Source organism: Streptomyces sp. NPDC052052 (assembly GCF_040680455.1).
In the GTDB taxonomy this organism is placed as follows: Bacteria; Actinomycetota; Actinomycetes; order Streptomycetales; family Streptomycetaceae; genus Streptomyces.
The window spans coordinates 24,651-49,926 of sequence record NZ_JBFAWU010000035.1; the positions used below are offsets into that span (position 1 = coordinate 24,651).

At 69.3% G+C, this 25,276-nt stretch carries 23 protein-coding genes and 2 pseudogenes; 18 read left to right on the forward strand and 7 right to left on the reverse strand.

What is annotated here, in order from left to right; genetic code table 11:
* Nucleotides 1-95 precede the first annotated feature (95 nt).
* A complete protein-coding gene (locus AB0L71_RS30545) occupies nucleotides 96-1,388 on the forward strand; it encodes an MFS transporter (protein WP_365249213.1) in 1,293 nt (430 codons plus the stop codon).
* A gap of 144 nt (nucleotides 1,389-1,532) precedes the next feature.
* Here AB0L71_RS30545 and AB0L71_RS30550 read toward each other — a convergent pair whose 3' ends face one another.
* Entirely contained in the window at nucleotides 1,533-2,066 is a 534-nt protein-coding gene (locus tag AB0L71_RS30550) for a CBS domain-containing protein (RefSeq protein WP_365249216.1), read from the reverse strand.
* A 37-nt stretch (nucleotides 2,067-2,103) separates the two neighbouring features.
* Nucleotides 2,104-4,062, reverse strand: coding sequence for an ATP-dependent zinc metalloprotease FtsH (gene ftsH, locus AB0L71_RS30555; RefSeq protein WP_365249219.1), 1,959 nt, complete (start codon nucleotides 4,060-4,062; stop codon nucleotides 2,104-2,106).
* Between the two features lie 311 nt (nucleotides 4,063-4,373).
* Between ftsH and AB0L71_RS30560 the strand changes: the two are divergent.
* Nucleotides 4,374-5,363: pseudogene (locus AB0L71_RS30560) on the forward strand (aminoglycoside phosphotransferase family protein).
* A gap of 570 nt (nucleotides 5,364-5,933) precedes the next feature.
* Nucleotides 5,934-7,301 (forward strand): epoxide hydrolase, encoded by a 1,368-nt coding sequence (locus tag AB0L71_RS30565; protein ID WP_365249222.1) that lies wholly within the window; start codon nucleotides 5,934-5,936, stop codon nucleotides 7,299-7,301.
* 112 nt (nucleotides 7,302-7,413) lie between these two features.
* Here the strand turns inward: AB0L71_RS30565 and AB0L71_RS30570 are convergent, their stop codons facing one another.
* Complete coding sequence (locus AB0L71_RS30570; RefSeq protein WP_365249225.1) at nucleotides 7,414-8,376, reverse strand: TetR/AcrR family transcriptional regulator C-terminal domain-containing protein; 963 nt, start codon at nucleotides 8,374-8,376, stop codon at nucleotides 7,414-7,416.
* A gap of 164 nt (nucleotides 8,377-8,540) precedes the next feature.
* Between AB0L71_RS30570 and AB0L71_RS30575 the strand changes: the two genes are divergently transcribed.
* From AB0L71_RS30575 to AB0L71_RS30585, 3 genes are all read left to right on the forward strand, one after another.
* A complete protein-coding gene (locus AB0L71_RS30575; protein ID WP_365249228.1) occupies nucleotides 8,541-9,650 on the forward strand; it encodes an FAD-dependent monooxygenase in 1,110 nt (369 codons plus the stop codon).
* Nucleotides 9,651-9,774: 124 nt separating this feature from the next.
* Nucleotides 9,775-10,536: a metallophosphoesterase family protein gene (locus AB0L71_RS30580; protein WP_365249231.1), complete on the forward strand. Its 762-nt coding sequence runs from the start codon at nucleotides 9,775-9,777 to the stop codon at nucleotides 10,534-10,536.
* Between the two features lie 172 nt (nucleotides 10,537-10,708).
* Entirely contained in the window at nucleotides 10,709-11,140 is a 432-nt protein-coding gene (locus AB0L71_RS30585; protein ID WP_365249234.1) for a GNAT family N-acetyltransferase, read from the forward strand.
* Between the two features lie 79 nt (nucleotides 11,141-11,219).
* Here AB0L71_RS30585 and AB0L71_RS30590 read toward each other — a convergent pair whose 3' ends face one another.
* Complete coding sequence (locus AB0L71_RS30590; RefSeq protein ID WP_365249237.1) at nucleotides 11,220-12,149, reverse strand: NAD(P)H-binding protein; 930 nt, start codon at nucleotides 12,147-12,149, stop codon at nucleotides 11,220-11,222.
* Nucleotides 12,150-12,306: 157 nt separating this feature from the next.
* On the opposite strand from AB0L71_RS30590, the gene AB0L71_RS30595 reads away from it, so the two are divergent.
* The 7 genes and pseudogenes from AB0L71_RS30595 (at nucleotide 12,307) to AB0L71_RS30625 (ending at nucleotide 16,880) form a co-directional block, all read left to right on the forward strand.
* Nucleotides 12,307-12,471 (forward strand): hypothetical protein, encoded by a 165-nt coding sequence (locus tag AB0L71_RS30595; protein ID WP_365249240.1) that lies wholly within the window; start codon nucleotides 12,307-12,309, stop codon nucleotides 12,469-12,471.
* Between the two features lie 62 nt (nucleotides 12,472-12,533).
* Nucleotides 12,534-12,812, forward strand: a pseudogene (locus AB0L71_RS30600) (hypothetical protein); the annotation flags it as partial.
* 126 nt (nucleotides 12,813-12,938) lie between these two features.
* A complete protein-coding gene (locus AB0L71_RS30605; protein WP_365249243.1) occupies nucleotides 12,939-13,907 on the forward strand; it encodes an ABC transporter ATP-binding protein in 969 nt (322 codons plus the stop codon).
* Nucleotides 13,907-14,632, forward strand: coding sequence for an ABC transporter permease (locus AB0L71_RS30610; RefSeq protein ID WP_365249246.1), 726 nt, complete (start codon nucleotides 13,907-13,909; stop codon nucleotides 14,630-14,632). Before AB0L71_RS30605 ends, AB0L71_RS30610 begins: the two co-directional genes overlap by 1 nt.
* A gap of 55 nt (nucleotides 14,633-14,687) precedes the next feature.
* Nucleotides 14,688-15,998: a histidine kinase gene (locus tag AB0L71_RS30615; protein WP_365249249.1), complete on the forward strand. Its 1,311-nt coding sequence runs from the start codon at nucleotides 14,688-14,690 to the stop codon at nucleotides 15,996-15,998.
* Complete coding sequence (locus tag AB0L71_RS30620; protein WP_365249252.1) at nucleotides 15,995-16,600, forward strand: response regulator transcription factor; 606 nt, start codon at nucleotides 15,995-15,997, stop codon at nucleotides 16,598-16,600. Before AB0L71_RS30615 ends, AB0L71_RS30620 begins: the two co-directional genes overlap by 4 nt.
* Nucleotides 16,572-16,880, forward strand: coding sequence for a hypothetical protein (locus tag AB0L71_RS30625; protein ID WP_365249255.1), 309 nt, complete (start codon nucleotides 16,572-16,574; stop codon nucleotides 16,878-16,880). The genes AB0L71_RS30620 and AB0L71_RS30625 overlap by 29 nt, the downstream gene beginning before the upstream one ends.
* Nucleotides 16,881-16,934: 54 nt before the next feature.
* On the opposite strand, the gene AB0L71_RS30630 is transcribed toward AB0L71_RS30625, so the two are convergent.
* Together AB0L71_RS30630 and AB0L71_RS30635 are read right to left on the reverse strand one after the other, a co-directional pair.
* Nucleotides 16,935-17,729, reverse strand: coding sequence for an SDR family oxidoreductase (locus AB0L71_RS30630; RefSeq protein ID WP_365249282.1), 795 nt, complete (start codon nucleotides 17,727-17,729; stop codon nucleotides 16,935-16,937).
* 195 nt (nucleotides 17,730-17,924) lie between these two features.
* The gene (locus AB0L71_RS30635) at nucleotides 17,925-19,772 is read right to left on the reverse strand and encodes a glycoside hydrolase family 15 protein (protein ID WP_365249257.1); all 1,848 of its coding nucleotides are present in this window, start codon (nucleotides 19,770-19,772) and stop codon (nucleotides 17,925-17,927) included.
* A 217-nt stretch (nucleotides 19,773-19,989) separates the two neighbouring features.
* Between AB0L71_RS30635 and AB0L71_RS30640 the strand changes: the two genes are divergently transcribed.
* Genes AB0L71_RS30640 through AB0L71_RS30650 form a run of 3 tightly spaced genes read left to right on the forward strand, consistent with a single transcriptional unit; the run spans nucleotide 19,990 to nucleotide 22,775 of the window.
* Nucleotides 19,990-20,202 carry a ferredoxin gene (locus tag AB0L71_RS30640; protein ID WP_365249259.1) on the forward strand — a complete coding sequence of 71 codons (213 nt, stop codon included), beginning with the start codon at nucleotides 19,990-19,992 and terminating at the stop codon, nucleotides 20,200-20,202.
* Nucleotides 20,189-21,559 (forward strand): FAD-dependent oxidoreductase, encoded by a 1,371-nt coding sequence (locus AB0L71_RS30645; protein ID WP_365249261.1) that lies wholly within the window; start codon nucleotides 20,189-20,191, stop codon nucleotides 21,557-21,559. The genes AB0L71_RS30640 and AB0L71_RS30645 overlap by 14 nt, the downstream gene beginning before the upstream one ends.
* Before the next feature lie 31 nt (nucleotides 21,560-21,590).
* On the forward strand, nucleotides 21,591-22,775 hold the full coding sequence (locus tag AB0L71_RS30650; RefSeq protein WP_365249264.1) for a cytochrome P450: 1,185 nt from the start codon (nucleotides 21,591-21,593) through the stop codon (nucleotides 22,773-22,775).
* 117 nt (nucleotides 22,776-22,892) lie between these two features.
* Here the strand turns inward: AB0L71_RS30650 and AB0L71_RS30655 are convergent, their stop codons facing one another.
* Nucleotides 22,893-23,237 carry a hypothetical protein gene (locus AB0L71_RS30655; RefSeq protein ID WP_365249267.1) on the reverse strand — a complete coding sequence of 115 codons (345 nt, stop codon included), beginning with the start codon at nucleotides 23,235-23,237 and terminating at the stop codon, nucleotides 22,893-22,895.
* 595 nt (nucleotides 23,238-23,832) lie between these two features.
* On the opposite strand from AB0L71_RS30655, the gene AB0L71_RS30660 reads away from it, so the two are divergent.
* Together AB0L71_RS30660 and AB0L71_RS30665 are read left to right on the forward strand one after the other, a co-directional pair.
* Complete coding sequence (locus tag AB0L71_RS30660) at nucleotides 23,833-24,327, forward strand: hypothetical protein (protein ID WP_365249270.1); 495 nt, start codon at nucleotides 23,833-23,835, stop codon at nucleotides 24,325-24,327.
* Between the two features lie 222 nt (nucleotides 24,328-24,549).
* Complete coding sequence (locus tag AB0L71_RS30665; protein ID WP_365249273.1) at nucleotides 24,550-25,152, forward strand: NUDIX hydrolase; 603 nt, start codon at nucleotides 24,550-24,552, stop codon at nucleotides 25,150-25,152.
* Nucleotides 25,153-25,276: the final 124 nt, after the last annotated feature.

Sequence of the window (25,276 nt, forward strand, 5' to 3'; positions counted from 1 at the left end):
AGTGAGAAAACGCGTCACGACTGACGGGACAGCGAAGTTGTCTGTGGCCGGGGAGGGCATGGACATGAGTAGGAGCCGATGAAACCATCCGACGGATGGCCGATGACAAGGGACAACGTGCCTCGATCTGGCACAACCGCGCATTCCTGCTGTTATGGAGCGGCCAGACGGTCAACGAGATGGGGTCGCAGATTACCGTTCTCGCCCTCCCGTTGGTCGCGGTCGTGCTGCTGGATGCCTCCGCGCTACAGGTCGGGCTGTTGGCTGCGGCGGAGACGAGTGCGTACCTCCTGGTGGCTCTGCCGGCCGGGGCCGTGGTGGACCGGGTCGCCAAACGGCGGCTGATGATCTGGTGCGATGTTGCACTGTTCCTGGTGATCGGCTCTGTTCCGCTCACCCACGCCGCCGGAGCCCTGACGATCGCCCAGCTCTACGCCGTCGCGCTGGCCTCCAGCGTGCTCTCGGTGTTCTTCGCGGTCGCCTACCAGGCCTACCTGCCTGTGGTTCTCGAACACCACCAACTCCTGGACGGCAACGGTAAGCTCGCCACCTCCCGGTCGGTCGCGCAGGTCGCCGGGCCCAGTACGGGCGCGGGGCTGGTGACGCTGGTCGGCGCCGCGGGGGCGATGGCGGCGGATGCGGTCTCCTTCGCCTTGTCGGCGAGCACGCTGACGGCGATCCGCTCCCCCGAGCCCCTTCGGCCCCGGACCGAAACCGGCCCGCGGCCCACGCTGCGGTCGCAGATCCGTGAAGGGCTCGACCACGTCGTCCGCGATCCCATCCTGCGGAACTCGGTGGCGTTCACCGGCAGCGCCAACTTCTTCGTCATCATCGTGGAGACCCTCGGCCCGGTTTTCCTGATCCGCACGCTGCACCTGCGCCCCGGACTGGTCGGTCTGCTCCTCGCGCTGGGAGCCGTCGGCGGGGTGGCGGGCGGCGTGGCGGCGCGCCACCTCGCCGCCACGTTCGGATCCGCGCGGATCAGCTGGATCTCGATGACCGTGCTGTCGCTGCCCGGGCTGCTGATCCCCATGGCCGGATCCGGCTGGTGGGTGCTGCTGTTCGGCCTCGGCTGGATCTCGTGGACCTTCTCCTCCACTGTCGCGGGCATTTCGCTGACCAGTTACCGCCAGGCCGCCTGCCCACCGGAGATGCTCGGCCGGGTCAGCGCCGCCGCACGCTGGATCACCTGGGGCACCCTTCCGCTGGGCGGCCTGGCCGGTGGCGGGCTCGCCACCGCCCTCGGCGTCCGGACGACCTTGTGGATCGCCGTCATCGGTGGTTGCTGCGCGGGCCTGTGGCTGTTCTTCTCGCCCTTGCGGAGCTTGCACGACATCCCTCTCGGAGCGTCCGGAACCGAAGCCGGAGCCGTCGTCGAAGAGTCGTAGGACCAGGAACGAGCGTCGTCGAAGGAAGTCACACGGTCATGGCGTGCGCGCAGGCCCGGACGGACCTGACGCCGATGTCGGGTGACACCAGGACAGCCCTGCCAGGTCTCCTCGGTAGGCGCTCCGCAGACGGGTGGTGGCCGCTCAGGGCACCGCCGTTCCGCGGTAGTCCGGCCGAGGCGGGAGCCCGGGCAACACCGTGGACGTGGCCCGCGGCCGCGTGTCGGCGGGTTGCTTCTGCACCGGACGGCCGGCGAGGGCCGCGACGATGTCGGATGCGGTGAGCACCCCGGCGAGACGTCCGTCTTCCTCCAGCACCGGCAGGGCGTCGGCTTCGGTACAGCTCATGAGTTCGGCTGCGTGGCGTACGGTCTGCTCGACCTGGACACGCGCCGGCCTGCGGACCGGCAGGAGGTCGCCCACGCGCACGCCGGACAGCGAGGCGGCCGGTGCCGCACAGGCGACCGCCACGTCGGCCCTGTCCAGCAGGCCGGCACAGCGACCGTCCGGATGCACGACCGGGAGATGACGGGAGCCGGATCGCTCCAGCAACTCCCAGGCCACGAGCACGGTTTCTTCGACATCGATCGTGACCACAGCGGTGCACATCACGACGGCGACCGTCCGCTCCATGACCGCCGGCTCATCGTGGTCCGCCACCGGCTGATGCTCCTCCATGACCGCCTCCTTCTTTTCTGCCGGGCCCGCCACGGCGTCACGGCGAGGGCGTCGGCTTGCCCTCCTCCGCGGTGTGGTCACCGTCCTCCGGCCGCTGTTGGCGTCGGAGTACGTCGAGGACCACGGAGCCATCGACGGTCTCGCGGGTGGTGAGCAGTGCGGCAAGGGTGTGCAGCGCCTCCCGGTGGTCGCTCAGCAGAGCCACCGCACGTTCCTCGGCCTCCCGCAGCAGGCGGGCGGTCTCCTCGTCGACGATGCGTTGGGTCTGCTCGGAATAGGGCCGGTGCAGAGAGTCCTCGGCACTTTCGCCACCGAGGTAGCGGGAGGCCCCGGAGCCGTATCCGATGGGGCCGAGGGCCGGGGACAAGCCGAACTCGCGAACCATCCGTGCGGCGAGCTGGGTGGCGCCGGCCAGGTCGTCGGCGGCACCGGTCGAGCCCTCGCCGAAGACGACCAGTTCGGCCGCGCGGCCGCCGAGCCGGACGGTCAGCAGATCGGTCAGATAGCCCTCGCTGTACAGGTGCCGTTCGGCCTCAGGGAGCTGCTCGGTGGCACCCAGCGAGGGCCCGGCGGGCAGAATGGTGACCTTGGCGACCGGGTCGGCGTGCTCGCACAGGGCCGCCATGAGCGCGTGTCCGGATTCGTGGACGGCCACGGCGTGCCGCTCCTCGGGCAGCAGGGCGTTGGTGGACTCCCGCCGCCCCAGCAGCAGCCGGTCGCGGGCCTCGCCGAGCCCTTGGGCGTCGATGACGGCGCCCCCTGCCCGGACGGCGTTGATGGCGGCCTCGTTGACCAGATTGGCAAGGTCGGCGCCGGAGAAGCCGGGCGTGGCCCGGGCAACGGTGTCCCAGTCGACGTCCGGTGCCAGGGTCTTGCCGCGGGCGTGGACGGCCAGGATGGCCGCCCGTTCGGCCTGGTTGGGCAGGGGCACGGTGACGTGCCGGTCGAAGCGGCCGGGGCGCAGCAGCGCCGGGTCCAGGGCCTCGGGCCGGTTGGTCGCCGCCAGCACGACGATGCCGCTGCTCTGGTCGAAGCCGTCCATCTCGGCGAGGAGCTGGTTGAGGGTCTGCTCGCGTTCGTCGTTGCCGCCCATCCGGGTAGCCGCGCCACGACGGCTGCCGACCGCGTCGATCTCGTCGATGAAGATGATCGAGGGGGCCCGTTTGCGCGCGTCTGCGAAGAGGTCGCGCACCCGGGAGGCCCCGACACCGACGAACATCTCCACGAAGGCCGAGCCGGTCACGGACAGGAACGGAACCTCCGCCTCACCGGCCACCGCGCGGGCGATGAGGGTCTTGCCGGTGCCTGGCGGGCCCACCATGATCACCCCACGCGGTCCCTTGGCTCCCGCGACCGCGTAGCGCTCGGGGTTGCGCAGGAAGTCGACGATCTCACTGATCTCCTGCTTGACGCCCTCGTAGCCCGCGACGTCCTCGAAGCGGGTGGTCGGCCGCTCGGTCTCGATGATCTTGGTGCGGGCCCGCCCGATGGCGCTGAGCCCCCCGCCCAGTGTCCTTGCCGCCTGGCGGCCGGTCCACATGAACAGACCGACGATCAACAGCAGCGGCAGGAACAGCGCCAGCAGTGTCCCGAGGGGGCTGCCGCCGCTGCTCCGGGACGCGGTGATCTCCACATGCTTGGACTGCAGCTGCTGCTCCAGGCTGCTGTTGCCCAATGCGGTGGGTATCCGCGTGGTGAATGTCTTGCCGTCCTTGAGGGTTCCCTTGATCGCGCCCTTGTCGTCGATGTCAACCGTCTTGACCTGGCCGACGTCCACCTTGCCGACGAAGTCGCTGTACGACAGCGACGTGCCCCCCTGCGGGGAGGGAGCCCGCATCAGCACCACGAGCAGCAGGATCAACGCGGCGACGGGCAGCAGCCAACGGGACCAGGAAGGTCCCGGCGAAGGCGCCGACGGCTTGGGCGCCTCGCGCGGGGGCCCCGGTTTGGCCGAGCGTGACAGATGCCTGTCTGGCAGACGAACTGATGTGATCACCGGACGGCTCCCTTGGCGGAAGGACGAACCTCGGTCGAGACCGTTCCCGCAATGCGAAGATGCGTTGCAGGTGGGCGTCCCACTTCCAGGATCGAGCCCTTCTCCCTCATCGGCAGCAGCGAACGCGCCCCGTCGCGGCCCGGTCACGCGTGGTCCCGTTCCGAAGGGGGCGGAACACTGGGGTGCACAGCTCGCGGCGGCCCGGCCCAGGATCGCCACCATGGAGCGGATGCACCGCACGGCCCGGCACGAATCGGCACCACCCCTGTTTTCGACAAGGAGTATCCGTGAATCTGCCCCTGGACCCGTCGGTGGCCGGCGCGCTGGCCGCTGTCTCAGTCACCGTCGAGGACGTCGTGGAATGCACGCCGCTGGCGGGAGGCACGTACAACACTCTGGTGCGAGTGGCTCTGCGCGACGGCCGGCGCTGGGTGGTGAAACTCCCGCCCGCCGACGAAGGCATCTCGGCCCTTTCGTACGAACACGACCTGCTGCGCGGCGAGTGCGTGTACTACCGGGCCGCGGCCGAGGCCCCCGGGGCACCGGTACCGCGGGTGGTACATACGGCACTCGCCGACGACCGCCCGGTCGTGTCGAGCCTCGTCATGACGGAGTGTCCCGGGACCCCGTGGAGCGAAGTCGACGCCTGCCTGGAGCCAGGCGAACGCACACGACTACGCACGGAGTTGGGCGAGACTGTCGCACGGCTGCACGCCGTGACCGGGGACGGATTCGGGTACCCCTCCCGTCCGTTCGGGCCTCTCGCGCCGACCTGGCGGCAGGCCTTCACCGCGATGACGGACGCCGTCCTCGTCGACGCCGAGCGCTACGACGCACGCCTCCCGCGCCCCGTGACCGCCGTGCGCAGGGTGCTCGCATCTGCGGCGGGCGTGCTGGACCACGTCACCCGGCCCGCGCTCGTCCACTTCGACCTGTAGCCCGGCAACCTGCTGCTCGACGGCGCGCCCGGCGTCCGGACCATCGGCGGCGTCATCGACGGGGAGCGCATGTTCTGGGGCGACCCAGTCGCCGAGTTCGTCTCTCTCGCCCTGTTCGACGACATCGAGCGGGACGATGCCTTCCTGGCCGGGTACGCGAGGCCACGCGGGGAGACCGGGTTCACCGACTCCATGCGTCTGCGCCTGAACCTGTACCGCTGCTATCTCTACCTGATCATGCTCGTCGAGGCGGTCCCCCGCCGTTACTCACGTGAGCAGCATGCCTGGACCTGGCTCCACGCGGGTCGCAGCCTGACGGAGGCGCTGGGTGCGGTGGAGACTGCCGTGGGGAGCCGACCGTGATCGCGCCGCCCCCGGCGCCGGGCCGACCGCCGACACCAGGTCCCGGCCCGAGGAGGTTGATCACCCGGCTGAATCGGCAGGCCAGAAATTCAACACCTCACCGCCGATCACTTTGAGTCACATGTCGGATTGCCAGGGTGACAGGCCGGCTCCATGATGAAGGCATTGAGAGCGACTGGGTGGCAGGCACTCATCGGGCGACCCACTCACCGGCGTCGAAACGCAGGTGAACCCGGTATCGACAACCGCCGCCCTCGTTCGCACGGCAAGGAGGTCCTCCACATGTCCGTCGCTTCCGTATAGCCGGCACTCCACCTGCTCAAGGTCGTAATTTCCGAGGCGTGACGAGTCCGCCCGACGGCACAGGACCTCCTCCAACGAGGCTGCACACACGGGTCCACGAGACGGAGAAAAACGGTTTCCGCCAAGCGGAATCCGCCTCCGAGATGCCGTTCAACACTGACGCCGCAACTCGGCCATACAAACACTCGAACTCGTCTCCTCCCCTCAACCTGCCCCGGCCGGGCATTCGGATCCCATCGTCACCCCCACCCGCCTCACCTCCACACGATGCAAGCCGAACACCCAGGAGGATTCACCATGTCGGAAATATGTTCCCCGTACTCTCGGCGGGATTTTCTCTCCACCTCGGCCGCCGTGACAGCCGGAGCAGTCGCCGGATCCTTCGGCATGTTCACGCCCTGGGCTCAGGCAACCGAAGCCCGAGGTGCCCCCTCGGGAAGTGACACCGATCCGTCAGCGGACGGGACCATCCGCCCCTTCTCCGTCCATTACCCGGAGAAGGATCTGGCCGATCTCCGTCGGCGCGTCCTGGCCACACGCTGGCCCGACAAGGAGACCGTCGCGGATCAGTCGCAGGGCACTCAACTCGCTACGGTTCAGGCACTCGCACGCTACTGGGCGTCGGACTACGACTGGCGCAAGGTCGAGGCGAAGCTGAACGCCGTACCGAACTTCATCACCCGGATCGACGGGCTGGACATTCACTTCCTCCACGTCCGCTCGAAGCACAAGAACGCTCTCCCGTTGATCGTCACGCATGGATGGCCCGGTTCGATCATCGAGCAGATGAAGATCATCGAGCCGCTCACCAATCCCACGGCACACGGCGGGACGGCATCGGACGCTTTCCATCTGGTGATTCCCTCGATGCCGGGCTACGGATTCTCCGGCAAACCGACCACCACCGGCTGGAACCCCGAGCGCATTGCACGCGCCTGGGCAGAACTGATGAAGCGCCTCGGATACAAGCGCTATGTGGCACAGGGCGGCGACTGGGGCGCACTCATCTCAGACTTCATGGCCGTGCAGAGGCCTGCGGGACTGATCGGCATTCACACCAACATGCCCGGGGCGGTTCCGCCCGCCCTCGACAAGGCCATCCAAGCCGGCAACCCGGTTCCGTCCAATCTGTCGGCGGACGAAAAGCGCGCGGTCGAAGAACTGGAATCCTTCTTCAGGCATCATCTCGCCTACGCCCAGATGATGGGCACCCGCCCGCAGACACTGGCCGCTCTGGCGGATTCGCCCGTCGGAATGGCAGCCTTCCTGATCGACCACGACACAGCCAGCCTGAAGCTGATCTCCAGGGTCTTCGCCGGGCACACCGAAGGCCTGTCGCGGGACGACATCCTCGACAACGCCACGCTCTACTGGCTGACGAACACCCCGATTTCCTCGGCCCGTCTCTACTGGGAGAGCAAGGCATCCATCTTCGGCGTCAAGGGCGTCTCCCTCCCGGTCGCCGTGAGCGTCTTCCCCGACGAGATCTACCAGGCTCCGAAGAGCTGGGTGGAAAAGGCGTACCCCCACCTCATCTACTACAACAGGCCGCCGAAGGGAGGCCACTTCGCAGCCTGGGAGCAGCCCCGCCTCTTCACAGAAGAACTCCGCGCCGGCTTCCGCTCCCTTCGCTAGCCTCGATCTTTCGTGAAGGTCCGTCGATGGTCTCGGCGGACCTTTTCGTTTTCCGGGGGGCGGGTGATCGGCAGGCCGGGGGGCCCGCCTCTCGATGAACTCGTTCATATGTCTACTCGACAGCTTCCTGACCTTCGACTACGGAAGTCAGGCCGTCCAGGAGTGCTTTGAGGCCGAATGCGAAGAGAGCGTCGAGGTTCAGGTCATAGCCGTCCTCGAAGGATCCGACCACCTTGGCGAAGGTGGGGAAGCGGTCGGATTCCACCAGTTCCCGGAGGGCGGGGGCGCGGCTGTCCATCCACTGGTCCTCCGACTGCCCCGTGGCCGCTTCGGCGTGCGCTTCCATCTCCAGGTGCACAGCCAGGCCCTGGACATGGCTGTAGAGCAGCACGTGGATGTCGAACAGTGTGGTGAGATCGAGCCTGTGGCCATCGAGGGCTCGCAGCATCCACTCGCCGTGGACCATCAGGTTGGGCACGAGCAGAGGGCGGGTGAGAGAGCCGATCTGGGCCAGCCACGGGTGCTTGCGGTAGACCGCCCACAAGGTCCGAGCACCCAGTTCGATGCGGGAACGCCACTCTTCGGGGGCGTCGGCGGGGTAGGACACCTCACCGAATGCGGTGTCGGCCATGAGCAGGACGAGGTCGTCCTTGCTGGGGACGTACCGGTAGGTCGACATGGCGGCGACGCCGAGCCGTGCGGCAACGCCACGCATGGAGAGCGCAGGCAGTCCTTCGGCATCGGCGATGTCTATGGCCGTGCGGACGATCCGGTCAAGACTCAGTTCCTGCTCGGGGTCCGGGGCGGGTGACGGACGCCTGCGGGCCGGCGCGGCGGGGGTCTTTCCGGCGACGACCGTGCCGATCCGAGGTCGGGCCTCGACAAGTCCTTCCAGTCGCAGGGTGGTCAGAGCCTTGGTGGCGGTGGCGAGTGCGACGCCCCATTCCCCGGCAATCTGCCGGATCGAGGGAACTCGGTCCCCGGGGGCGAGTTCACCGTCCGCGATGCGCCGCCGGATCGCGGCGACGATGCGCAGATAGGGCGGATCACCAGCCGCACCTGTGGCCTTCGTCACGTCCTACCGCCTCCCGTCCTGTACTAGGACAGAGACTAACAGCGGCAATGCCGAACGAAAGTCATCTGGCCTAGTACAGGACCGGCATTTGACCAGTTGAAGGGGCTCTGTGCACCACGTACGTTCTGGTGCGTACACCGTACGCACCACGGTAGGCGTTTCTCATGCAGACTGCACTCATCTCCGGAGGCGGAATCGCCGGGCCCGTCCTCGCCTACTGGCTGCGCCGTCACGGCTTCGCGCCCACCGTCGTCGAACGCGCCCCGGGCCCACGCCCCGGCGGCCAGGCCGTGGACATCCGCGGCGTCGCACTCGACGTCGTGGACCGGATGGGCCTGCTGGAGCAGGCGAGCCGCGTACGTACCCGGATGCGCGGCATGTCGATCCTCGACCCCGACGGCCACGAGGTCGACCGCTCCACCGAGGCGACCTTCAGCAGCGGCCGGCTCGACAGCGAGGACATCGAGGTGCTGCGCGAGGACCTGATACGGATCGTGCACGAGCACACGCGAGCAGACGTCGAGTACCTCTTCGGCGACAGCATCACCGCACTCGAAGAAGACGAGAACGGCGTGCACGTGGACTTCGCGCAGGGGCCTTCCCGCACCTTCGACCTCGTGGTCGGGGCCGACGGCCTCCACTCCACCGTACGGCGCCTGGTGTTCGGCCCGGAGGAGCGTTTCGCGCACCACCTGGGCAGCTACCTCTCGGTGTTCAGCTCGGCCAACTACCTCGCCCTGGAGGACTGGCAGATGTGGCTGCGGGACGGCGACACGGGCTTCGGCATCATGCCCGTACGCGGCAACACCGAACTCAGGATCGCCTTCGGCTTCGAGTCCGCCCCACTCCCCCACGACGTCCGCGAAGGAGGCGCCCTGCGGCAGTTCGTCGTGGACAAGCTCGCATCGATGCGGTGGGAAGGCACCCGCCTGGCTGAGGCTGCCCGGAAGGCGCCCGACTTCTACTGCGACGCCATGGCCCAGATTCGCATGGACCATTGGTCGCGGGGCCGGGTGACCCTGCTCGGAGACGCCGGCTACTGCCCTTCCCCTCTCTCGGGTCAGGGCACCAGCCTGGCCCTGGTCGGCGCCCACGTGCTGGCCGACTGCCTTGCCCAGGCCAACGGCGACCACCGCATCGCCTATGCCCGTTACGAACGACGCATGCGCCCCTTCGTCACCCTCAACCAGGCCCTGGCCACCGAGAACGCCGGCGGACCCGCCTCGGAGGAATCCGTGGCACACGCCAAGAGAGCCCTCTCGTTGGACAGTTGATCCCCGCCCCGAACGGGCATGGCCGGATCATCGCCCGGAGGACCACGGACACGCCCGCCGCCTTCAGCTACGCGCCCGGCGAACGGCCGCACCTCTCGGCCGCTTTCGCCCCACAGTGGTGACCATGCTGAACCGAGTAGCCGTCCTGTCCGACATCCACGGAGTGCTGCCGGCCCTGGAGGCCGTGCTCGCCGAACCAGAAGTGCGCACCGCCGACCGCGTGGTGCTCATCGGCGACATCGCCGCCGGTCCGCAACCGGCGCAGGTTCTCGACCTGCTGACCGGTCTCGGCGACCGCGTCATCTGGATCAGCGGCAACGCCGACCGTGAACTCGTGGAATACCGCCGAGGGCAACGCGACTCCATCCCCGACCCGATCGCCCCCTGGGCAGCCGCGCAACTTCGCGAGGACCACCTGGACCTTCTCGGCTCGTTGCCCCAGTCGGTCTCCCTGCCCGTAAAGGGCCTGGGAAAGGTGCTGTTCTGTCATGCCACCCCTCGTGACGACGAGGAGGTGGTCCTGGTCGACTCCCGCCTCGATCGCTGGAAGGAAGTCTTCGACGGACTCGACGCCGACGTCCGCACCGTGGTCTGCGGCCACACCCACATGCCGTTTGTCCGTCTGGCCCACGGCCGACTTGTGATCAACCCCGGCAGTATCGGGATGCCCTACGGAAGAACCGGAGCACACTGGGCCGTCCTGGGCCCCGGTGTCGAACTCCGCACCACCGACTTCGACATCGAGGCCGCCACCACCCAGCTCTGCCAGGACTCCTCCTACCCCGAAATCGTCGAGTGGGCCGACTACTTCCTGCACGCTCGTGCGACCGACGCCGACGCCCTCGCAGCCTTCGCCCCACGGGACGGGCGCGACCACAGCCCGTGATCCCCGTCCCCTTCCAAAGCAGCGGAAGCCGGAAGCCGACCTGCACGATCAACGGCGCTCAACGATCCCGCCCCCTGGACGAGCCGATCCGAAGCGATCGTCATGAGGCTTGTCGATGCCCCCAGGGACTATTCGATGGCTCCGGGACGTCCTCGTCTGTTTGTATGCGGCCATGAGCACTGAACTTCCAGCCGGCTACGACATATCCGCTGACGCCGCCCGTCTCGACCATGCGGTCATCCACCAGTGGCTTTCCGAAGACTCGTACTGGGCCCTGGGCCGGACCCGGGAGAAGCAGGAAGCGGCCATGGCCCACTCGCTGAACTTCGGGGTGTACGAGAGCGCCACCGGTGTTCAGGTCGGTTACGCCCGCGTGATCACCGACCAGGCCACGTTCGCGTGGTTGTGCGACGTCTTCATCGCTCGCGACAGCCGGGGCAAGGGCCTGGGGCACGCCCTGGTCACTGCCGTCTGCGAGCACCTTGCACCCTATGGACTGCGCCGCGTGATGCTGGCCACCGCGGACGCACACGCGGTCTATGCCAAGGTGGGCTTCGCGCCGCTGGAGAAGCCGGAGATATGGATGTCGCTCGGCGGGCAGTAGGAGATCCCTCCTGCGCGGCCCCGCCGGGGGCGGGCTCAGAGGTGTCCACCGCTCGGGGACAGGTCCCGGGGCCGCGGCTTCAGAGGGTGAAGAGCCTGGGATTCCTACGAACGTATTCGGCCACTCCTGAAGGAGGTCGCCCGATCACCTGCTGGACCCCCTCTGCCTTCCGGTCGTACCGGTTCTCCGCGTGAAGGCGAGCCATGGTGGTGATGTGCTGGAAGGCGTGGTCGGGCAGCCCCAGCGGCCTGAGGTCGTCGTCGATCCATTCCTGGAGGGGAACGTCGGTGTACCCGACCGGTCGGCCCAGGGCCGTGGAGACCTCCGCCGCCATGGCGGCGACGTCCTCCGAGCGCGGGCCGGTCAGCTCGTAGATCCTGCCGATGTGCGGGGCCGGGTCGGCCAGGATCTCCTCCACCACCGCGGCGACGTCGCCGGCCGCCACCGGGGAGGTTTTCGCCTCGCCGAAGGGCAGTCTGATGGTTCCGTGCTGCGCGATCGAGGAGAAGCCGGCCCTGAACAGGGGGTTCTCCATGAAGACGGTGGGCCTGAGCTGGACGACGGGCAGGCCCGACCAGTCGAGGACCTGCTCCACCAGCCACTGCTGCCGCTGTTGCAGCGACTCGGAGGTGCTGGTGAGGTCCATCTCGGAGACAGTCAGCTGCGACATGTTCACGAATGCTTGCAGGCCTCCGTACGCACGCGCGACGGCCGCCACCGTCACGGCAGCCTGCAGATACTGCGCCGACACGCTCATGCCGAAGTACATGCGTGCACAGCCGTCCAGGGCATCGGCGATGTCGCCCGCGTGCGTCAGGTCTCCGACGACGACCTCGGCGCCGGTCTCGCGCAGCGCCTGTGCCCGCTCGTCGTCGCGACGCACCATGGCCCGAACGGGCAGGTCCCGGCGCCGAAGGCCCTCAACCACGGATCGTCCGACAGCGCCGACACTGCCCGCCGCGCCGGTCACCAGAATGGGAGGCGCGCCGAATTCTCGGGTGCGGTTCATAGGCGCAGCGTGCGATGCGCACGCTGCCTCCGCAACCGGGCCCGGCGAAGCCCTGTGCGGGTGACGTCGCGTCCGGTGCTTGTACTCCGGGAACCGAGGCAGAGCCTCACCGTCACTGGTACTCCAGCCGCACTTGTGATCCTGGCTGGGATGTCAGTTGTGGCGTCGTGGCTGGTGCGCGCTTGGCGGCCGACAGCACAGCCGCGCGGAGCACGCTCAGCTGCTGGAGCGCGCGGGCCTGCGGCTGACCCGTGTCGTGCCCACCGCCACAGGGACCGCCATCGTCGAGGCGAAGGCGAAGGCGAAGGCGAAGGCAGCGTAGCGGGACCTATCGGCCGGGTGACGTACTGCCTGGAGACGATGGTGCGCGGCGGCCTGACCGCCGACCGGGTGAGCGTGCTGGTCATCAATGAGGTGCCGTCTCTGTGAATGCGGATGGCACCTTCGAGGGGATGCTGCAGAGGGCCCGGGGCCGGGTGCTGGAGACCAGGCCGGTGCTGCTGGTCCGCATCAGCTCGGATCTGTCGATGACGAAGGCGCTGAACAGCTACGCGCGGCCCCTTCCACCAGCGAGGCCGGAAGATGGCCGCGATCGGCAGCGGCGAGCGGACCTTCGCCAACATCGCCCGCGCGGCCGGCGGGATCGGCGCCAGCCCCTGGCAGACGCATCGTCCGCCGGGCTCGCTGCCGCCCGAGCCAATAGCCGTCGATGGCCAGTGACATTTGTCCTGGCCGATTACCCACATACAGCTCTGCCGTGGCCCCGGTCCGCGTCCATACCCTCGCCGCATGGGAAATACCGACATCCGTACTCCCGCACCTGTCGTCGACCTCGCAGGGGCCGTGAAGTTCTTCGACAACGGCGTGCGCGCGGTGGCCGGGCTGGACTTGACTGTGACCCGCGGTGAGGTGGTGGCGGTACTGGGGCGCAACGGAGCAGGCAAGTCGACCACCATCGGCTTGCTGCTGGGCCTCATGGAACCCAGCGCGGGCAGAGTGGAGCTTTTCGGCGGGAGTCCCGAACAGGCGGTGCGTGACGGGCGAGTCGGGGCCATGCTGCAGGAAGGCCGGCCGCTCACCCGGGTGACGGTGCGAGAGCTGCTGTCGTTCACGGCCCGCCGCTATCCCTGTCCCCTCCGGGTCACCGAAACCCTTGAACTCGCCGGACTGACGCAGCTGGCGGACCGTAGGGTGGACAGGCTTTCGAGCGGTCAGGCGCAGCGGGTGCGGTTCGCCCTGGCGATGGCCGGCGCGCCGGAGCTCATCGTGCTGGATGAGCCGACGGCGGCTCTCGATGTTGCGTCACGGCGGGCGTTCTGGACGGCCATGCGCGCATACGCCGATCGCGGCAACACGGTGCTGTTCTCCACCCACTATCTGGAAGAGGCCGACGGCCAAGCGGACCGGATCGTCGTGATCGATCGCGGACGCAAGCGTGCCGACGGGACGAGCGACGCGATCAAACGCGGTGTCGGCGGCGCACTTGTGGCTTGCGATCTCGATGACAGGGGCGGAGCCGGTCTCGACCTCCTTCCAGGCGTGACCTCCGTCGAGGCTCGCGGTACGCGCGCCCTGTTGCGCAGCACCGACTCCGACGCTACGGTGCGAGCTTTGTGCGAGCTGGACTTGATCCACGGACTCATCGTCACCCCGGCGACCCTCGATGACGCTTTCGTCGCCCTCACCTCCCATGCCGGCGATACCGGCCATGACAGCGATGCGATGCAACCGGGGACCCGCGAGAGGATGGCGCACTGATGGTCGACTACCTGCGGCTGGAAATACGCCGCACGTGGCGCGACGGTAGCTATGTCGTGTTCACCATCGGCCTGCCGGTGCTGCTCTACCTGCTCTTCAGTAACGTCGGCGATGGTCCGCACGACTCCGCCAGGACCCGATTGACGCTGATGGTCGGAATGGCCGCGTACGGCGGCATCGGCGCCTCCCTTGGCAACGGATCGACGGTGGCCGAGGACAAGGCACTGGGGTGGCTGCGGCAGCTGCGCATCGTCCCGCTCTCGCCCGCCAAGGCGGTGGCCGGGCGGATGCTGACCGGGATGCTGGTGGTCCTGCCCGCCATCGCGGCGGTGCTGCTCGCTGGAGCGCTGGTCGACGACGTGAAGCTGGACGCCGGCCAGTGGATCGGGATCGCGGTCCTCCTGTGGCTGGGGACCGCTCCCTTCGTGCTGCTCGGCCTCGGCAACGGCTACTGGTTCTCCAGCAGTGCGGCGAACAACGCCAACATGGCGTGCACGATCCTGCTCGCCGTCGCCGGCGGCCTGTGGATCCCGGTCACCGACTTCCCCGGCTGGCTCGCCGCCCTCGCGCACTGGACTCCAGGGCACGTATACGGTGCGCCGTCCTGGACGGTGGCGGACGGTTCCACGCCGGGACTCACGCCGTTCCTGACACTGGCGGGCTGGCTGGCGCTCTTCGCCGCATGGGCGGTGCGGGCGTACCGCAGGGCAAGCGAATACGACTGACTTGCCGGCGGCCAAGGGCTCGGCGGAGTCCCTGCACTGCGGCGGAGGAGGCCACATGGCACCAGCGTGGACGATGCTCTGGGGACCGGACGGACCGAACGGAGGCAATGCCGCGACTGGCGGCGCGACCACCAGGTTCGCCCCGCCCACCTGGAAGTCCATGACGCCCTGGCTGCTCATGCTGCTCGGCCCGGCCTACGACATCGCCGTCGGCCGCAGCGGACCTGGCTGGCTGGCGACCGCCGGTCTGACGGCTTTCGCGACGCTGTACGTGCTGACGCTGCGGGCCTCGCTCGGTCCCGGCGGAGACGCCCCAGCCGGATGGCGCAGCCCTTGGCCGTACCGCATGCTGGCCTTCCTCGCCGCACTCGCCTTCGTCATGGCCGGCGTCTGGGGCGGCAACTCCCCCATGCTCTTCACCCTTGTCGCTCTCGCGGCCGGGACGATGCTCCGTCGACGTGCACTGCTCTGCGTCGTCCTCCTGCTCGGCGCGGGCGGCGGCGTACTCGGCGCGGCACACGGCGCCTCCGTGGGCGCGGCGCTCTCGTACGCCTACAGCCCCCTCCTCGCGGGCCTCATCACCGCCGCAATCGCCTCTCTCTTCATCATGGTCGAACGATTGCACGAGGCTCAGGAGGAGCTGGCGCGCACGGCCGTCGAGCAGGAGCGGCTGCGCTTCTCCCGCGACCTGCACGACCTGCTCGGCCACACTCTGTCGGTGATCGTCGTGAAGGCGGAGGCGGTGCGCCGGCTCGCGCCCCGCGACCTCGCCGCCGCGCTCGACCACGCCGGCGACATCGAGTCGGTGGGCCGTCAAGCGCTGACCGAAGTACGGGCGGCAGTGACGGCCTACCGCAGCAGTGATCTCGCCACCGAACTGGATCGTGCCCGCTCCGTACTCGCGGCGTCCGGGGTCGAGCTGTCGGTACGCCGGTCCGGCACGGCGGTGCCGCCCGCAGCTGACCCGCTGCTCAGTTGGGTGGTACGGGAGGGCGTGACGAACGTGATCCGGCACAGTGGGGCCGGCAGCTGTGAGATCGCAGTGTCCGGGGGGATGGATCAGGTGAGGCTCGACATGTCGGACGACGGGTGTGGTATCGAGGCGGGGGCCCGGACGGATGGGCGACCGGACGGATACGGGCGTGGGGGCAACGGCTTGCGCGGACTTGCCGAGAGGCTCGCGGCGGCCGGCGGATCGCTGCAGGCCGGTCCGGGGCGCCGGGGGTTCTGCCTGACGGCGTGCCTGCCGGTGGATGCCGGCGAACCCGGCGAGCGCACAGCCGGCGCGCCTAACGGGCCCGATGGAGGTGGTACGGCAGTTCCGGCTGCCCCACCGCAGTCCGGCTACGAGGAGGCCGCCCGGTGATCAGGCTGCTGCTAGCGGAGGACCAGGGCATGATGCGCGGCGCGCTGGCCATGCTGCTCGGCCTCGAAGAGGACATCGAGGTCGTCGCACAGGTCTCCGACGGGACGGAGATCGTCCCGACTGCGCTCGAAGTGCGGCCCGACCTGGCCGTGCTGGACATCGAACTCCCAGGCCGCAGCGGCCTGGACGCGGCTGCCGAACTCGGCCGCGTCTTGCCCGGATGCAGGACGCTCATCCTCACCACCTTCGGCCGTCCCGGCTATCTGCGCCGGGCCATGGAGGCCGGCGCGTCCGGTTTCCTGGTCAAGGACGGGCCGGTGGAGGAGCTGGCGATAGCCGTGCGCCGAGTGCTGGCGGGCGAGCGGGTCATCGACCCCGATCTGGCCGCTGCCGCGCTCAGCGTCGGCACCGACCCGCTCACCCCGCGGGAACGGGAAGTGCTCTCCGCCGCGGCCGACGGAGCGACGGTTGTGGACATCGCCGCGCGTGTCGCGCTGTCCCCCGCGACCGTACGCAACTACCTGTCGGCGGCCATTGGCAAGACCGGGACCCGCAACCGCATGGAGGCCGTCCGTGCGGCCCGCCGCAACGGCTGGCTGTGACACCCGCATCCGCACCCGGGCGGACCGGCTCCATGCCGGCCACGACGCCTATGTCGCCATGGACGCCTCCGGCACCCTCAGCCGGGCCAAGCGCGAGGCCGGACTGCTGCGCATGCAGCAGGCGGGCATCGTCGACAGCGACTACGCCACCCTCATGGTCGAGTCCCTGGCCGACAACGCCGCCCCGGACTCCGCCGCGCTCTACGCCGCCCTCGACATGCCGTTCGCCGTCCTCGTCGGCCAGATTTCCGCAGCGTACCGAGGTCAAGGGGTGAGATGAAGGGCTGTGGCCGATGACGTCGGCCGCGCGCAACGCTCCTCACCGCAACCGTGCTCACCCACCCGTGGCGAAGCCGGGAAAAAGCGTCATGCCGCCATCGACGTAGAGCGTCGCGCCCACCACGTAGTCGAAGAGGTCGGATGCCAACGCCGCCACGGCTGTGGCGATGTCCTCCGGGTCGCCGACGCGGTTGTAGGGGATGAGGCGCAGCAGGTCGGCCTCTGCCTCAGGTGAATCCCAGGCACTGCGGTTGATCGGGGTGCGGATCGCCCCGGGGGCTACGGCGTTGACCCTGATCTTGTGGGGTGCGAGTTCCTGCGCCAGGGTTTCCATCATCAGCATGACACCGCCCTTGGATGCCGCGTAGTTGACGTGCCCGGCCCAGGGAATCATCTGATGCACCGAGCTCATGCAGATGATCTTCCCTGCGGACTTGGACACCTCCGGTACGACACCTCGGCGCACGAACTCCTTTGCCGCCTCGCGGGCGCACAGGAACTGGCCGGTAAGGTTGACGTCGAGAACCTTCTGCCACTGGGACATGGTCATGTCGGTCGCTGCGGCATCACGTTGCAGGCCAGCGTTGGCCACGAGGATGTCGATCGTGCCGAGCTCGTCGACCATCCTGGAGACCATCTGGACCACTTGGTCCTCCTGGGAGACGTCCGCCTCGTGCGCGTAGCACCGTACGCCGAGATCCTCGATCTCCCGCACCACGTCCTGCGCTGCTTCGCCACCGGAGACGTAGTTGACCACGACATCGGCACCCATGCGGCCCAGGCCGATGGCGGTGGCCCTGCCGATGCCGGAGCTCGCTCCGGTGACCAGCGCCTTCTGCCCCTTGAGCAGCGGATGCGAACTGCTCCCGCCCTCCTCGCCGACCCTGCTGCCCACCGGCTTCTCCTTCGCTGTACTGATGTCCTGGAACGGAAGCACCGGCATCGGCATCGGGTGGGGAGACGACGCGCGTACCTGGTCCGTCCGCAGCACAACTGTCAGGCCAATGGCGCAGCCCTCCCCTACCGCCTGCCCGTGGCCGTCGGCTCACCGTTCTTCCCGGGGGACATCGGAGGTGTCCCTGCGCTGCCGGTCGAGGGCGTCGTCCAGAGTGGTGGCGGCCATGATCAACGAAAGATGGGTGAACGCCTGCGGGAAATTGCCCAGTTGTTCACCGCTGGGGCCTATCTCCTCGGCGAACAGACCGACATGGTTGGCGTAGGTCTGCATCTTCTCGAAGGCGTAACGGGCCGGGCGCAGGCGCCCGGCCCGGGCGAGGGCGTCCACATAGAAGAAGGTGCACAGGCTGAACGTGCCTTCGGAGCCGCGCAGCCCGTCGGGGGAGGCAGCAGGGTCGTAGCGGTAGACCAGGCTGTCCGACACGAGGGTGCGTTCCATGGCATCGAGCGTGGACAGCCAGCTCTCCGTCTTCGATGACAGAAAGCCGACCCGGGGGATCAACAGCAGTGCGGCATCGAGGACTTCGCCTCCGTAGTGCTGCACGAGAGCCTGGGACTTCTCGTTCCAGCCGCGTTCCATGACCTGTTCGAGGATGGCGTCGCGAGAGGCGGTCCAGCGCATCGTGTCGGCGGGCCGGCTGTACGTGGCCGCGAGGCGCAGCCCCCGGTCGAAGGCCACCCAGGACATCACTCGGCTGAAGGTGAAGTCCTTGCGCCCGCCGCGGGTTTCCCACACGCCCTCGTCGGGCCGGTCCCAGGAGTCGGCAAGCCAGTCCAAGGTCCGGGCGACGTTCTTCCAGCCGTGGTAGCCGGCCCGCATGGTGATCTCGCCGCCCTCGGCCAGGGCGTAGAGTGCCTCGCCGTAGATGTCCAGCTGGAGTTGTCCGGCGGCGCCGTTTCCGGACCTCACCGGGTACGAGCCGCGATAGCCCTCCAAGTGGGTGAGCTCCTCCTCCGGGAGCCGAGGATCTCCGTCGACGCGGTACATGATCTGGAGCGGTTCGCCTCCGGAGTCCTCACGGGCGCGGAAGCGGTCTCCCAGCCAACGGGTGAAGTGTTCCGCCTCCTCGACGTATCCGAGGTCGAGCAGGGCCCGCACCGACAGGGAGCCGTCACGGATCCAGGTGTACCGGTAGTCCCAGTTGCGTTCCCCGCCGATCTGCTCGGGCAGGCCCATGGTGGCTGCGGCGACCGGGGCGCCCGTCGGGGCGTAGGTGAGCAGTTTGAGCGTGATGGCCGATCGGTTCACCACTCCCGGCCAGCGCCCGCGGTACCGGGAGGCGCGGACCCAGCGCTGCCAGAATTCCACCACGTCCCAGAACTGCCTGATCACATCGTCCGAGGTCGGGGGAACCGGGGCCTGGCTGTCCGCGGTGTCGACGGTGAACACCGCGGCGGCCACCTCCCCCGCGTTCAGGGTGACGGCACCCCGCACGTCCCGGCCGTCCGGTTGCAGGGGGAAGGTGCTCTGCAGATACGCGGTGCCATCCGGAGCCCGGAAGGTGGCGGTGTTGTCGCGGAGGTCGAGTTCATGGCCGGCCCGGCCGTAGTCGAACCGGGGCCGGCACTCCAGCACGAAGCGCACACTGCCGCGTACTGCCCGCGCTCCGCGGATGAGTACATGCTGGTCGGTGGCCCTGCCGGTTCGGTCCGGCGGCATGCAGTCGAAGATCTCCCCGACCCCGTCGGGTGACAGGAAACGCGTCACCAGGACCGCCGTGTCGGGATAGTAGAGCTGCTTGCACGTGGCATCCCTGGCCTCCGGAGCGAACAGGAAATGGCCGCCGCGATCATGATCGAGCAGGGCGGCGAAGATGCTGGGCGAGTCGAACCGAGGGGACGTGAACCAGTCGACGACCCCCTGCGAGGAAACCAGGGCGGCGGTCTGCAGGTCGCCGACGATGCCGTGGTCGGCGATGGGTGGGTAGCGGTCCATCGTCCTGTTGCCTTTCCGAGGCCTCTCTTCCCCTCTTCCACTGTCGTCCTGGTCCGCCCGGGATGCCAGGGGCACCGCACGGGCCAGGTGCGCAAGCAGCGCTCAGGGGGCGGGGAGCCGACCCGGCAGCGCCGCGCGAGCAGCCGTCGTGCGAGCCTGCGGGGCTCGGCTCATGCTGGAAGAAAAGGGGGGTGTGCCGACAGAGGGAGTGGTGGGGATGCGAACCGTTGTGGACCTCACGCGCTGCCAGGGCTATGCACAGTGCGTTTTCCTCGCACCCAAGATGTTCGAACTGCACGGCGAGGAAGGGCTGCTCTACGCCACGGCCGTCCCCGACGACCAGGCCGAACACGTGCGCCAGGCTGCGGCGGCCTGTCCTGTACAGGCCATCCTCGTCGGTGAAGAGGTGAGCCCCGATGGCCACCGGTGATCTTCGGGAGGGCCGGATCGTGGTCGTCGGTGCGTCCCTGGCCGGCCTGAGGGCCGCGGAGACGCTGCGCGAGGAGGGCTTCACCGGCTCCCTCACGGTGGTCGGGGACGAGCCCCATCCGCCCTACGACCGGCCGCCGCTGTCCAAGCAGGTCCTGCTCGGCCGGGCGGCGGCGGACACCACCGAACTGCCCATGCGCCGGGACCCGGACGCCGATTGGCGCCTCGGAACGCCCGCCACCGGTCTTGACCCTCTGGAGAAGCGGGTGCTGCTCGCTGACGGGGAGTCGCTGCCGTACGACCGGCTGCTGATCGCCACAGGGACCCGGGCGCGTCCCTGGCCCAACCCGGCGGAGGGCGCCCTGGACGGGGTGTTCACCCTGCGCACGCGTGAGGATGCAGCAGGGCTGGCCGAGCGCCTGGACGCCGGGCCGAAGCGGGTGCTGGTGATCGGTGGCGGTTTCACCGGTTCGGAGATCGCCTCGGCCTGCCGGGAGCGCGGGCTGGACGTCACCGTTGCCGAACGCGGCCCCGCGCCCCTGGTGGGCGCACTGGGCGGCACACTGTCGAAACTCGCTGCCGTCATGCAGCGCAACCACGGCGTGGACCTGCGCTGCGGCGTCACCGTGACCGCCCTGCGCGGGAACGGCAGCTTCACCGGCGCGGACCTGTCCGACGGCACGCGTGTCGAGGCGGACGTGTGTGTCGTGGCGCTGGGGGCGGTCCGCAACATCGAGTGGCTGGCCGAATCCGGACTGGCGGCGGGCCCCCGCGGGATCGCCTGCGACGCCGGGTGCCGCGCCTTCAACATGTACGGCATCGTCACCGACGACGTCTTCGTGGCCGGCGACGTCTCCCGCTTCCCGCACCCGCTCTTCGGCTACCAGATGCTCTCCCTGGAGCACTGGGGCAACGCCGTCGAGCAGGCCGAGGTGGCAGCCCACAACATGATCAACCCGGGGCCCAGGCAGCGCCCGCACCTGGCCATCCCGACCTTCTGGTCGACCCAGTTCGGCCTCAACATCAAATCCGTGGGCGTGCCGACCTACTCCGACCATGTGGTCATCGCCCAGGGCTCGCTGGAGGCGCGCCGGCTGGCCATGGTCTACGGCTACCAGGGGCGGGTCACCGCCGCGGTCACCGTCGACATGGCCAAGTCGCTCGACTACTACCGGCACCTGATCGAGACGGCGGCCCCGTTCCCGCCTCCGCCCGGCGCGCTGGACCGTCCGCTCGCGGCCGACGTCCCGATCCCGTCCGACGTACCGGATCCGAAGGGGCTGTCCCACGGCCCCACCGTGGCGCTCACCGGATACCTGCCCGACCGCCGACTGACCGTCGTGCAGCCCATGCGCTGACCCACGCCCCGCCCCACGACGAGGAGCCACCATGGACTCCGCGACCCTGCTGGCACGGATCACCGACTACGCCAGCCGCCCCGACCCCTACCCGCTGTATGCGGAACTCCGCGCGGCCGGTCCCGTGGTCCGGCAGGCGGACGAGAGCTACCTGATCGGCACCTACCACGAGATCGCGGCACTGCTCCACGACCCACGGATGAGTGCCGACCCCCGTACCCGCGGCAAGGTGACCCGCAAGCCGCCGTTCCTGCGGCTCGACGATCCGGAGCACCACAGGCTGCGTACGCTGGCCATGCGCCCCTTCGGACCACCGCACAGCCCTGGCCGGGTGGAAGCCATGCGCGGCGAGATCGACCGGATCATCGAGGAACTGCTGGAGTCCTTCGAGGCAGGCCAACAGATCGATGTCGTCGACGACTTCGCCTACCCACTGCCCGTCACGGTGATCTGCCGCCTGCTCGGCGTTCCCCGCGAGGACGAGCCCCTGTTCCGGGCCTGGTCCGACACTCTGGTCGCAGCCGCCGACGTCCGGCCCGGCCAGGACACGGCCGAGGCGGACAAGGCCGGCGAACAGGCACGGGTCGAGATGGGCGGATACCTGGTCGGCCTCGCCGAGCAGCGCCGCGGCGGTCCGGACGAGGACCTGCTCTCCGCGTTCGTCAACGAGCCGGATCCGACGCTGCGGCTCACCCAGGAGGAACTCGCGGAGACCGCCATCCTGCTCCTCATCGCCGGGCACGAGACCACCGTCAATCTGATCACCAACGGGGTGCTCACCCTGCTGCGTCTGCCCGAGCACCTGGACCAGCTGCGCCGCGAGCCCGGCCTGATGCCGCAGGCCGTGGAGGAACTGCTGCGCTACGAACCCCCGGTCCACATGCGCGAACGCTTCCCGCACGCCGAGGTCGACATCGCCGGCACCACGCTTCCCGAAGGTGCATCCGTCATCCTTGCCCTGGCCTCGGGCAGCCGCGACCCGATGAGGTTCCACGAGCCCGACCGGTTCGACCCCACCCGCCCGGACAACCAGCACCTCGGCTTCGGGAGCGGGATCCACCTGTGCTTCGGCGGCCCCCTGGCCCGGATCGAGGCCCAGGCCGCACTCGGTGCACTGATGCCCCACCTGGCCGCGGCGCGTCTGGTCCAGGACCCGCCTCCCTACCGGCAGAACGCCATGCTGCGCGGCCCCCGCCACCTGGCCGTCCAGCTCTGAGCTCCGGCCCCCGCCGGGCTGGATCGGGCCGGCACAGCACCGGGAGCGCCCTGTCGCTGTGTGTCCCGGCCCGTCCCTTCCTGTGAAGGCCCGGGACCGGCCGGTGTCCGACGTCCGTCAGAAGGCGTGCCGAGCCTCGACCAGGGGCCGACGTGCCCACCGGCCCCTCCTGGACTCCTCGTCGCGCCCCATCCACACCAGGTGGCCGCCGCCCGCGTGCGCGGCCCGGGCAATGCGCTGCACCAGCTCTTCGCAGCGCTCCGCGGCTTCCCCCTCGTCGATGCCCTGGGAAGGGAACCCGGCCCGGACGTCCTGGCGGACCACCTCTCGGCTGCTGAGGTTCACGTCCAGGAAGGAGGGCTGCTTCACGTCCCACCACACCTGCACGATGGTGTCGGCCCGCACCATCCGTACACCGAGAGCCTCGCTGCGCAGTTCCACCCAGACATCCTCGACTGCCATCAGCCCCGGCCTCCTGACGATCGGCCGGATCGCCGCGGGCCCGGTTCCCGCGCACCCCGGCTGCGCCGACGGAACTCCTCCTGCCCCGGCTGCTGCCCGTGGTCCGTCATCGGCGCCTCTCTTTCGTCGTTCCGGCCGGAACCGCCCGTCTGTACCGACCGCGCAGGACCCTGGTGCTTCTGGGCTCTCCCGGCGGCCGTCCGATGGTCGACGCCGCTCCTGCGGTTCCTGGCGCGCACCAGGCCCGGATCAGCCCTGCGAGTGAACAGGTTCACCGAGAAGCGCGCCGGGAGGACCAGTCACAGACCGGCCGCGGCCTCATGTGCCTCGTGGTCGCACTTCGCGGGGTCGATGCCTGTGGGGGGCATCGACCGTTCCCGCGGACGGAGGGCTCCCCCGTCCGGTCAGGCCCTCCCGGTTCCCCGTGCCGGGGCCAGGGGCACGCCATCCAGCCATTTTTTGACGCGTGCCTGACATTTTTGCCTGTTTCTGTGGGACCGTCCATGACGTGCTCGGATCCGCGCCATCCCGCCCGCTGCGGACGCGGGCGGGGCTCCGTCCACACCCCCACACGGACGTGGCAAGAAGGAGTGACATGAGGCTCACACCGAAACTCTCGTGTGTCACCGCTCTGGTAGTCGCGGTCATCGCCGGCGCGTCCACCGCGGCGAGCGCGTTGGGCCCCGAGGCATCGCAGCAGGTCGACGGTGTCATCACCGCCTCGGGCAGCACCTGCACCTGGACCGACGCCACCGCCAGCGCGGACCCGCCCGCCGCCCTGACCATCGACCGCTCCACCGTCAACAGCAGTCTGAGCTGCAGCGGCGGCGCGAGCGCCACCCTCAACAACAACCCGACGCTCACCTTCGACGACGCGGCGGGCACCGCGACGTCCGACCTCATCGACATCACCGTCAAGCAGAGCATTGTCTCCTGCAGCTACCGGGCCACGAACGTCGGATGGACCCGTGACGGCTCCACCCGCACCTACCTGAACCAGGCGTTCACCGCGTCGAAGAGCTCCGGCAGTTTCCTCTGCCCGAGCTCGATCTCCGCCGACGCCGGCTCCGCGTCGCTCAGCTTCCACTGACCCCCACACCTCCAGGCCCGAACTCGCGCCGCCGCCGGCAGAACCCCGCCGGCGGCGGCGCTCGCGTGCGCACGCCTGCGCACACGGGCCGCACACTGGACACCGAGTTCACGCATCAGGCGCTCGATGGTGCGGGCCGGCACACATCCCTGCCGGTTCGGCTCGCCGCGAACCTTCCGGGCCGGTTCCCGAAGCCCGCCCACCGCATCCCCTGGAGTTCACATGTCCGTCGACGAGGACGCACCCGTCGTGCCCCGGCCGATCCGGGCCCGCCGCCTCCCCGACCCGCCCGCACGCGTCACCAGCCGCCCCCGTAAGCGCCCGCCCGCGCCGCACGCCGCCATCGGCGTGGGCGTCATCGTCCTCAGCGACCGCGGTGTGCTGCTGGGCCGCCATCGCCACGGCACCCTCGAACTCCCCGGCGGAACCGTCGAACCCGGCGAATCCCTGGAACAGACCGCGATCCGGGAGCTCGCCGAGGAGACCGGGCTGAGCGCCCGCATCCAGGACGTGACCCTGCTGGGCACACTCATCGACCACGTCGACGGTGTCGTCCGCCTCACCGTCGGAGCCGTCGTCACCACCTGGCAGGGGCAGCCGGCCACCCAGCCGGACGAGAAGGTCGGTGACTGGGCGTGGTACCCGCTCGACCAGTTGCCCGACGGCTTGTTCGTGTGCAGCGCCCAGATCCTCACGGCATGGCGGCCGGACCTGCCCATCGACCACACCCCTGCGCACTTCACGCGCTATGCCTCGTACACCGGGAGCAACGGCGGTGTACGCGGCGGCAGGACGGTCGGTCCGGAGGAGAGCGGCGGCACCTGACACCCCGTACGGGCGCGATCCGGATGACGCCCCCGGTCCCCACCGCCCACCGCCCACGGGCACGCCGACGGCCCGGCACTCCGAGGAGTCGGAAGCCGGGCCGAGGGCGGGCGGGGCAGGCTGT